This is a genomic window from Cysteiniphilum sp. (assembly GCF_057495195.1).
The window spans coordinates 21,862-32,097 of record NZ_JBXTEF010000022.1; the positions used below are offsets into that span (position 1 = coordinate 21,862).

At 37.5% G+C, this 10,236-nt stretch carries 12 protein-coding genes; all 12 read left to right on the forward strand.

From position 1 onward, the window contains the following. Positions 1–24 precede the first annotated feature (24 nt). Positions 25–1,101, forward strand: a complete 1,077-nt coding sequence (locus ACY10D_RS02265) for a toprim domain-containing protein (protein WP_486999182.1) — start codon at positions 25–27, stop codon at positions 1,099–1,101. A gap of 230 nt (positions 1,102–1,331) precedes the next feature. Then, positions 1,332–1,583 carry a hypothetical protein gene (locus ACY10D_RS02270; RefSeq protein WP_486999183.1) on the forward strand — a complete coding sequence of 84 codons (252 nt, stop codon included), beginning with the start codon at positions 1,332–1,334 and terminating at the stop codon, positions 1,581–1,583. A 122-nt stretch (positions 1,584–1,705) separates the two neighbouring features. Further along, complete coding sequence (locus tag ACY10D_RS02275) at positions 1,706–2,203, forward strand: DUF1281 family ferredoxin-like fold protein (RefSeq protein ID WP_486999184.1); 498 nt, start codon at positions 1,706–1,708, stop codon at positions 2,201–2,203. Between the two features lie 47 nt (positions 2,204–2,250). Continuing rightward, positions 2,251–2,979, forward strand: a complete 729-nt coding sequence (locus ACY10D_RS02280) for a DUF2786 domain-containing protein (RefSeq protein WP_486999185.1) — start codon at positions 2,251–2,253, stop codon at positions 2,977–2,979. A gap of 72 nt (positions 2,980–3,051) precedes the next feature. Then, a complete protein-coding gene (locus tag ACY10D_RS02285; protein ID WP_486999186.1) occupies positions 3,052–3,543 on the forward strand; it encodes a hypothetical protein in 492 nt (163 codons plus the stop codon). A 13-nt stretch (positions 3,544–3,556) separates the two neighbouring features. Then, entirely contained in the window at positions 3,557–3,991 is a 435-nt protein-coding gene (locus ACY10D_RS02290) for a hypothetical protein (RefSeq protein WP_486999187.1), read from the forward strand. After that, positions 3,988–4,161 carry a hypothetical protein gene (locus ACY10D_RS02295; RefSeq protein WP_486999188.1) on the forward strand — a complete coding sequence of 58 codons (174 nt, stop codon included), beginning with the start codon at positions 3,988–3,990 and terminating at the stop codon, positions 4,159–4,161. Before ACY10D_RS02290 ends, ACY10D_RS02295 begins: the two co-directional genes overlap by 4 nt. A 77-nt stretch (positions 4,162–4,238) precedes the next feature. Beyond that, positions 4,239–4,778 (forward strand): hypothetical protein, encoded by a 540-nt coding sequence (locus tag ACY10D_RS02300; RefSeq protein WP_486999189.1) that lies wholly within the window; start codon positions 4,239–4,241, stop codon positions 4,776–4,778. Between the two features lie 106 nt (positions 4,779–4,884). Next, the gene (locus ACY10D_RS02305; RefSeq protein ID WP_486999190.1) at positions 4,885–5,571 is read left to right on the forward strand and encodes a hypothetical protein; all 687 of its coding nucleotides are present in this window, start codon (positions 4,885–4,887) and stop codon (positions 5,569–5,571) included. After that, a complete protein-coding gene (locus ACY10D_RS02310) occupies positions 5,568–6,611 on the forward strand; it encodes a DUF6094 domain-containing protein (RefSeq protein ID WP_486999191.1) in 1,044 nt (347 codons plus the stop codon). The genes ACY10D_RS02305 and ACY10D_RS02310 overlap by 4 nt, the downstream gene beginning before the upstream one ends. Positions 6,612–6,621: 10 nt before the next feature. Further along, the gene (locus ACY10D_RS02315) at positions 6,622–7,194 is read left to right on the forward strand and encodes a hypothetical protein (protein WP_486999192.1); all 573 of its coding nucleotides are present in this window, start codon (positions 6,622–6,624) and stop codon (positions 7,192–7,194) included. 120 nt (positions 7,195–7,314) lie between these two features. Continuing rightward, positions 7,315–10,074, forward strand: a complete 2,760-nt coding sequence (locus ACY10D_RS02320) for a DUF6876 family protein (protein WP_486999193.1) — start codon at positions 7,315–7,317, stop codon at positions 10,072–10,074. Positions 10,075–10,236: the final 162 nt, after the last annotated feature.

Here is a 10,236-nt window from a genome sequence, read left to right on the forward strand (position 1 = left end):
CAACATTTAATAAAGGAGTCAGATATGAGCGATCCAATCCAACAAATTAAACAATACTGTTATGGCCAATGGGATACTGTTATCGAATCTTTAACTGGATTTGATGGCAATCCAACTCACTGTCCACAGCATGGTGGCAAATCAGGAAAGGCATTTTATGGCAAAAAAGGTAAGTATGCAGAGCGTGGAATAACTTTCTGTAACACCTGTGGTTGTAATCACGATGGAATAAGCACTCTGGTATTTATTACCGGACATTCTTGCTCAGAAGTGGTAAAAATGCTGATTGAATATATGGGTGGATTAGAACCCACACCAGAAGAGCTTGAAAAAATGAAAATGCGTCAACAAGCCCAGAAAAGAAAACAGGCCTATATTGAGCGCAAACATTTTCATAAAGCAATTAACGATATCATTGACCTGGTAAAAAGCAGTGAATACCTTAATGATGCAAGGCAATACTTCATCAATAGAGGATTAACGCCACTGGCCAACTGCTATTATCAAAACATCCGATTTATTAAAGATGCCGAGCACTATGAAAATGATGTTAAGCATACCAATAATGCCATCATTGGCATTATGCGTAATCTGGATAATAAAATACGCAATGTTCAGCGTGTTTTTCTAGATGATGCTTTTAATAAAGCGGACTGTGATAATCCTAAAAAAATGATGCCATCCCCTAAAGAAGGCTGGCATAGCGGTAGCGCACTCTGGATGAAAGCAAAGTTTAATCAGATGCCAGGTGTTATCCATGTTAGTGAAGGTTTTGAGAATGGACATGCAGTTTTATCTCAAGCACCACTTTACGTTGATATGGCCTGCTGCCTTACTGCTGGCAACCTAGCTAGGTTTGATATCCCATCTAATACTCAGAAACTCATTATCTGGGCTGACAATGATGGTGATAAGCAAACTAAAGATGGTGAAATAATTAACGTTGGCATTAACAGTGCCAAGCAACTAAAAGAAAGAGCAAAAGCAATGGGTATTGAAGCTGTTATTTTGGCACCAAAAGAAATTGGTGACTGGAATGATTATCCTGAGCGCTGCAAAGCGATGTGGAATAAATTAATATCCATACTTGAAGCTGCATAAGTTTTTACTTTATCACCCATACAGGGAGCAATTCCTGTATGGGTTTGCTCCTTGTTTTCATTAACGTAAATAAGGGAGCACTAATGACCGTAAAGTTAAATTATGCTAAACTGGAAATCGTAGATGCATTAATTGAGAGTGGTTTTGAACGTAAATAGGCGGAGACGCTTGTGAAGATACTTTCAAACACAGAACATGATCAATTATGCACAAAACAGGAGATAACAAAAATGCTAAACAGTGTTGCAAAAGATACGATTACTGAGCTTCGCAGTGAAGCAAAGGAAACTATTCTTGAAATGAGACGTGAGTTTGACAAAAGTCGAGAAGACTCGCGACGAGAATTTGACAAACGTATGGAAATTGCAGAAAAGCGTTTTGATGATGAGGTTAAAGAAATGCGGTCTCATAAGCGCTGGATTGTTGGTACCATTATTACAGTGGGTATTGCAATCATCGGTTATCTTCAATTTTTCCATTAATATTTTATTCAAAACAAAAGCCATGGACACTGCGTAAGCCGCAGCCATGGCTTCTATATCAAACCCAAAGGGGCAAGTCTCCTTTGGGTTGGCTTGCCCCTTTAAATTCAAGGAGACAAGTCATGCCAAACTGGTGTAACAATAAACTCATCCTCAATGCCAACAAAAAATCACTCGATAACCTGTTGTGTGAGATACATAAGCATAACTGCCTGTTTGATTTTTTGTGCCCTCTTCCGAATGATATTGTAAATGATCAGGAATGGACGAGAGAAAACTGGGGAACTAAATGGAATGTCCACTTAGCAGATTTAGACATCAATCGAGCATCAGACAATGATGTATCTATTGGTTTTGATACTGCATGGACACCACCTGTTGCATTTATTAAAACCTTAATCAACGCTTACCCTACAATCAATGTTAAATTTTATTACTTTGAGGATGGAATGGGCATTGCAGGCATTTATTTTTATCAGGATAAAATCGTTCATGATATATCCATTGAGCCTAACACACTGGAATATTTCAGGCTTCTTGTAGATGTTTTTGGTTATAATGCTCAAAACATCGCAGAAGATTATGAAGTAGCACCAGACATACTGAATAAGCTTGCTTAGTTGGTTGTGCTAAATCGGTTATTTATAAATGCTTTAAGGAAAATAAAATGCAATACAATGATAAACATAAAGATAAGATCAAGAAATTACTTGAGCTATCAATGTCTGATAATGAAAATGAAGCGAACATTGCACTTAAACAGGCAATGTCACTCATGAATAAACATAATTTGACCAAAGAAGAAGTTTATGGTCAGAAAATGATTAGTAAAACAATTGAAACTAACTACATGAGAATACCGGCATGGTATAGCTCACTATATGCCACTATGGGTAATCTCTCTGGCTGCCTAGTTGTTTCTAGCAATGGTCGTTCTGAGCTTGGCACTAAGGCAAAAATACAGATTGCAGGTAGGCAGCGCGATGTTGAAAACGCTATCTATCTGACCGTATTTCTATCACGTGAGCTTGAAAAAAGCGTTGAAAAATATAAAAGTTCACTTCCAAAAAATAAGATAAGAAATGCAACCACGCTAGTAAAATCTTATCGCATGGGGTTTATCAATAATCTTTTTCAACGTATGCAGGCGTCACGTAATCAATTCTTTACGGATACCAATAGTCATAATCAGATGATCTGCGTTGATCATCAATCTAGAATTTCTGAGGCTCAGGCATTTTTCTGCAAAGAAAATAATGTTCGAATCAAGAACCACAGAAGTCAGGCGCGTTATGATCAGTCTGGTTTAAGTGCTGGACAGTCTGATGCTGATAAGTTGCAGATAAATAATGCTGTCAATCGTCAGGATCAAATTCATGGCATAACTTACAACTAAATTAACAAACCCAGCAGGGAGTATACTCCCTGGGGTATCCTCTCTGCTAATAACTAACGAGAGAGGAATATCATGCATAATTTACATTTTATCGTTACAAACGCTGATAGCCATGAAGATGCTATTTGTTCAATAGAATCTGAGATTCTGGATTGGGGAAATGAAAATAATTGGCGCTCAGTTTTTGCAGCTATGTCTGTTCATGATCAGAGTGTTTTTTTGGCTGATGACGACAGTCGCTTTAATAATATAGTGGAGTCAACATATAACTCCATTAAATCAATTGAAGCAGCGATCAATTCAGAAATTCAATCAGTGCCTTACTTGGATATAGCACTACAATTCAAATCAGGTGACTCCCAGTTGACTGAATTGGACTATTACAAACTTGAGAAGTATGCTCGACATATGCATGAGGCTTTTAAATTTAAACATAAGCCATATGAAGTCAGTAGCATGCAAAATTTCTTTGAATATCAGTACGATGAATTTGGCATCACCGATTTTCGTTGTGATGGCAATCCAGCATCAGGCTATATTGTGTTCATTGATATGCATAGTTAACAGGAGTTGTATCATGTTAATCACCAGTAGTATGGCTCAGAATATTATTTCAATCTCAGGATTGATTTTAATTTTTCTAGTTGTCGTTTTTATAGCCGTATTTTTGCTATGGATTATTTTATCCTTATTGAAAGCGTCTATAAACCAAACAATTAAAATATGTGGTTATGTAAACATACTCTATTACAGATATCGCTATGGTAACTTTAAAGCAACGATGTATATGTTTGCATTTAGCCGTTTACACATGAAGCAATTCATGCGTAAAAAGACAAACAAAATAAGTCGATATGCTTCTGATAATGGACGCGCTACCGTTTTATTAAACTGCGCCAGCATGATCCATTCTTTTGATACGAAAGATCAAGAAAAAATTATGGCACATTATGAAAGAATAAAGCGCAGCAAAGCCAATCTGCTCAATTCAAACTCAAGGAGAACAGAATGAAAAATCACTATGAAGATTATTTTTCCATTGATGATTTAGAAGAAGAGTATCAGAAAATAGAGGCTGAGTTTATCAAGTCAAAAAACCCTAAACATAAGCATGATCTTTTAAACAAGTTGTGTTTAATTGAGGATGCCATTGACGATAAATTAAGTTTAGAAGACTTTTAATCAACCACCCATCAGGGGCAGTGCTCCTGATGGAATATTGCCCCTGTTGTCACATAAACAAAGGAGCAATAAATAAAATGATTGTTAAATTCGATGTTGCCTACAAAGAGTATGAACGTGTTGAGTATGATATCCCAAACGGTGAGGCTTTTTATAATGATGGCCTCAGCAATTATCTGACTCAACACCCTGAGAGTAATCAAAAAGATTTCATTGAACATCTCAGAGATAACGGCAAAGCTCTGCTTGTCGAAGAATATAGTGTTGGTGATCGTGAATATCTTGAGTTTATTAAAGATTCTGTTGAATTTGAAGATGAGCCTTTAATTTACGTGAGAATTAATGTTAGATCCCTAACAGATTATCAACGCACTTATCATATCATCTACAAAGTAGCACTAACACCTGATGAACTTCATACTAAATTTAATCAATTTAGTCAGTTGTTTAATGGTGATGGTCTTGTTTTCTTAAATGGACTGGCATCACAAGGGGTAGCTTTTTGCTACTGTTACAGCACTGATATTCAGAGCTATATGATGTTTAATCCCGTTGAAAGAGGAATAAACAACCCTGAGAAACACAACTATATGAAGTCATCACTAAAAATCATGTAAACCGCATGAATAGCAGACCCTGATTCGGGATGAAATACTCCCGGACCATGGGAGTATTTTATCTGATTCAGGTTAATTGAATAACTAACCCAAAAGGATAAAAACTATGTTATTAAAAGGTACACTTAAAAGCAATATATTAACGACTGAAATCGGACAATTTTTTGTATCACGCAAAGGTGATCAGGAAATTACTGGTGTTTTTGACGTTGAGAATATCAAGCCATCACAGATTGAAAAACCAGTCAGTGTTGATGGCTATCAATCAGTTATTCAGATTCCAATTATGGAAGCTAAAATCACCGCTGTTTATCTTAAAAAATTTGACTCTAATGATAAGGCTGAGAAATTAGTCCCATCATCAGCTAAAGAGGCCAGATTAGATAACCAGACAGTGATAACTGATAAGCAACCAGCAAACAAGGCACATAATAATGAGGATGCACCTAAGTCAATCACAGTGACTAAGGAGCCTTCATTGCAAAGCTCAGAAAATAAATCAACAGATCAACTTGCTACGCTTCAATCTAATGATAGTAGTAATTATGATACTGCTGAAGAATCTTTATCAAATGAGCAGTTAAGGGATAATCCTGCTGATGATGATGTGAATCCTCAAGAATTAACACTTTTTGGAAAGCCTTATCAGCACTTGAGTAGCCCTTACAAAATAGATGCCTCACTAAATCGTGAAAAACAGCGTGAAATCATCGATTTTTTAAAATCTAAAGGTGCACAGTTTGATCGTACAACACAAGAATGGCATCTTCATGGTGAAGGAGAACGAGCATGAGTCTTATTCATCCGGCTATTTCTCATAACTTTGAAAAGATGGGCTACTATCCTACTGATGGATATACGCTCAACACGATTATAGGCGCTATTGAGCACAATGATGATCCAAATACAGTGATTTTTGATCCATGCTGTGGAGAAGGGATTGCTTTACAAAAGCTCAAACGCGAACTTTGCCATTATGGTAAGACTTTTGGCGTTGAGTTAGATGACGAGCGATTCCAAAAGTCACAAGCTGTTATTGATCATTGTATTCATGCAGATGCATTAAACCAGGTGAAATACGCCCGTGCCAATGCATCCGTGCTTTTTTTGAATCCACCGTATGGGCAATCGTCTATCAGTGAGCGTTTGGAATATGCTTTTATTAAAAAGTATATTCATTCGTTAATGCTTGATGGATTATTAGTGCTCGTCATACCTGTTCAGGCATTAGATTATAAGCTAGCACAATATCTTTGCTCGCATTGTGATGATGTTAGTTACGGTCTTTCGCCAGAACAGACATTCAAACAGGTGATTATTATTGGCCGAAAAATTAAAATGTCACAAGCTAATAACATCAATGAGCGTGCAAGAGAGATGGTAAAGGCAATTGACGATAATCATTACTATCAATCCCCACCAGATCTTTATAGCATCCCTTCGGTAAACAAACCGTTCATTCTGAACAGTACAAACTTAACTGTTGGAAGTGTCAGTGATGTAATCAACGCTAGAGGTGTCTCCACACTGTGGGATAGTTTTAAGCGCGATTTTACTGAAATTGAAAACACTTACCCAAATCCTTTAATGCCCCTTTCCGACTGGCATACGGCTCAGGCAATCATATCAGGCATGATTTCAGGTCTGGTTGAGTCTGAAAACCGACGCATGATCGTTAAGGGAACCGTTAAGAAAAAACTGCCTGAAGCAACCGTTACCGTTAATGGAGATACCAGTAAATACCAACAGACTGAAAAGTTTGTACCAATGATTATTGGCATCGATGTTACCCATGGTAGTGAGCACTTTGGACAGTTATATCAAATCAGTTAAAGGAGCTGTTATGTTTGAAATCGAAGAATACGCACAGGTTTTTATGGATTGCGCAGTCATTAACGAGCATCATGAGATTATCTTTGCTTCCATTTATGGCGGTGAAAGCTCTGTTTCTCGAATACTGGCGGCGATTGAAAATAATAATCTTAAACGCATACGCTGCTATGGTCACAGCACTTTGTTTCATGTTGATTTTCCTGACAGGAAACGACTTCACTGTAAAAAAATGAAAATCAATAACCCTACATTTGCGCACTTTATTCATTGCCAAATGTATGAGCGTGATGTTCATTTCAGTGAAGGTGCAATTAATGCGCATGTTTTAGTACGTGAAGGTGAAAGTACGCACGACTTGTTATGGCAGCGTATCAAGGCCATGACAGTTACACCATTACTTGATGAATGGAAGATGCAACTGATCACGTATTTGTTTGAAGAAGGAAAGATCATGCAAAATCAGGTGTTTTCATCTTCAGACAGAACAAAACTTAAAAGCTACACCATTACGTTGGATATACTGGCACTTAACCCTGTTGTAGTAGAAATGCTAAAAACAGAGCAGCTAGTTATCCCAGCATAACGGTACTTTTTCATCTTTTTCATCTTTTACATCCCTAGAGGAAGCAATTCCTTTAGGGATTGTTCCTCTAGGTTTAAATTCAAAATAGAAAATATAAAAACAAACCAGAGGAATAATTATATGGAAAATGTAAGTATAGATAATATAGATAATGCCATTGATTTATCTAACGATGAAACCGATCAAGGGCTACAAAAAATATCACTGGCAAGCTTTTTAAATGAGTTCAAATCTTCATTGGTTGAACAAGTAAAAGCTCAGGTGACACCATTATATAAAGATAAAACTGATAATAAACCTTATTATCATGAGTTAATGTCACAATTAAAGCGCAAACCATTTGAAGCTCAGAAAAATGCAGTTCAGGCATTGATGAAGCTTTTTATAGACAGTAAAAAGCGAATGGGCATTTTAAATGGTGAGATGGGCACAGGCAAATCGATGATGGGAATTTGCATTGCAAATTTAATGCATCATCAAGGATATAAGAGAACCCTAATCCTTTGCCCGCCACATCTGGTCTACAAGTGGAAGAGAGAAATTGAGAATACCATTGATGATGTCGATGTAATTATTCTTAATGGCTCAGGCTCCATTCGTACTTTAAACAAAATCCGTGAACACCTTAAGCGTTATGGTCGTCATCGCCCTGCTTTTTTCATAGTAGGTCGTGTACGATTACGCATGGGTGGTAATTGGCAACATGCATTTGCCAGACGTAAGCTGGCTGTTGTTGAGCAAAGTACAAATGAATCACTTGATTCTGATGTACTGTGTTGTGGCGATTGTGGTGAACCGGTGAAACATGGTGACAGTTATTTTCATGATATACGTGATTTACCACAAAAACAGCATACCTGTTGCCATTGCAACAGCAAGCTATGGCAGTACGGCATTGAAAAGAAAGCTGAAGAATCAAATTACGATAAACTGCGTAAAGCACTCTGCCAATTACCTACAATTGGCAAAGTTAAAGCAACTAATCTGTTGAATTCATTTGGCGAAGACTTACTGTTAAACTCACTGGAAGATAATCTTTACCAAATGATTAATCTGATCGATGAGCAAGGTGAATTTGTTTTTAATGACAATGAAGCCAGACGACTTGAAAAGGCAATTATGAAAAATGAATTTGCTTTAAGCAACGTCAATTTTCAGATAAGCGAGTTTATCAAACGCTACTTTCCTCGCAACTATTTTGGGCTTTTAATGTGTGACGAAGCCCACGAATATAAGAACGGAGGAAGTGCACAAGGTCAAGCAATGGGAGTTGTTGCCTCTCAGTGCCAGAAAGTATTATTACTGACGGGCACATTAATGGGTGGCTATGCAAGTGATCTATTTTACCTGTTGCATCGATCAATGCCATCTGTGATGAATAATGATGGTTACTGCTACAGTGATCATGGATCACTTAGTAGTTCTGTTCAAAGCTTTCTTGAAACCTATGGCATCTTGAAATTTAGCTATAGCGAAAAGGAAGCGGAAAATTTCAAAACTGCTCGTGGTAGAAACAGAAATGTTAGTGCAACACCCGCTCCTGGCTTTTCAGTTAAAGGGGTTGCTCGTTATCTCCTGCCTTACACGGTCTTTGTCAGACTGGAAGATATCGATGCAGATGCACTGGTTCCATATACTGAGCATGATCCCATCATGCTTGATATGGAAGATGAGTTAAACGACACTTATGCAGATCTCTCTTCAAAACTCAAAAGTGAGATGGAGCAGGCATTAGCTAAAGGAGATCGAACGCTTCTTGGTACAGTGCTAAGTGCATTGATGTCATACAGTGATAGTGCATTTATGCCTATGACCGTCTGCCATCCAAGAACAGGTAATATCATTGCTGATGCTGATGCTTTGATAGGTGATGAACCGTCTGTTAAAGAGCAGGCTCTGATTGATTTATGTGTAAAGCAGAAATCACAAAACAGACGTGTTCTAGTCTACAGCACATTAACCGATAAGCGAGATACCCGCCAACGCTTAAAAGAATTTTTAACGCGTGAAGGTATTAAAGCTGAAATCCTCAACTCATCTGTCAGCACGCAACAGCGTGAAGATTGGGTGATGGATAAGGTTGATCGAGGTATAGATGTCCTTATTACCAATCCTAAGCTAGTCGAGACAGGTCTTGACCTGTTGGATTTTCCAAGCATCGTCTTTATGCAGGTTGGTTATAACGTCTATACAGCTATGCAGGCAATGCGTCGATCATGGCGTATTGGTCAAACCGTTCCAGTTGAGATCTTTTTCATCTGTTACAAGGGCACTACACAGCAATCCTGTCTAGAGCTAATGGCAAAGAAAATCAAGGTCACACAGTCAACCTCTGGTGAGATGCCCAACTGTGGTTTAGAAGCAATTAATCAAGATGCGGATAACATGGAAACGGCTATCGCCAGAAAGTTGATCAACAAAGAAGATATGAGTCAGGAATCTGAAGCACAGATGATACAATCTGAAGATGAATCCTGCTCAACTTCTAATAATATCTATAACAAAGATGTCAAGATACAGTTACGCTGTCATATGGGTGATAATGTTCGTTATCGAATTTTCAATAACACGATTATCACGCCAGGCGTAAAAGATCTGGCAGAAAAATTAAACTGCTACTGGTTAATTCAGGATGCAGCAATTTTCCTGTCTGAGGCACGTAAAAAGAAAAATGATTATTTTTATTCAGTGAAATTCTCTCAAACAACAGGTCACTCTATTTTGACGATTGATGATGGAAATAATCGTATTCTGTATCAATCCACTTATAACTGGGTTGATCTCACCGCAGAGGAAGACATTTGTTTGTATCTAGCAACAGATGATGATCCTAAAGATCAAAAAGCAACATTTGTCATGATGCTGCCTACTGAGTTCTAACCTTTCTTAAGCCCATTCTACGCAAGTATGATGGGCTTTTTTTTGCACTTTAGTTTACTTTTTAGCTAAAAAGACAGCTTAAAGCAGCAATACAGATTGCATTTATGTCACTTTAACACTAAGTTGATAATGGTTTAATTTAATATGGAGTCATTTACATGA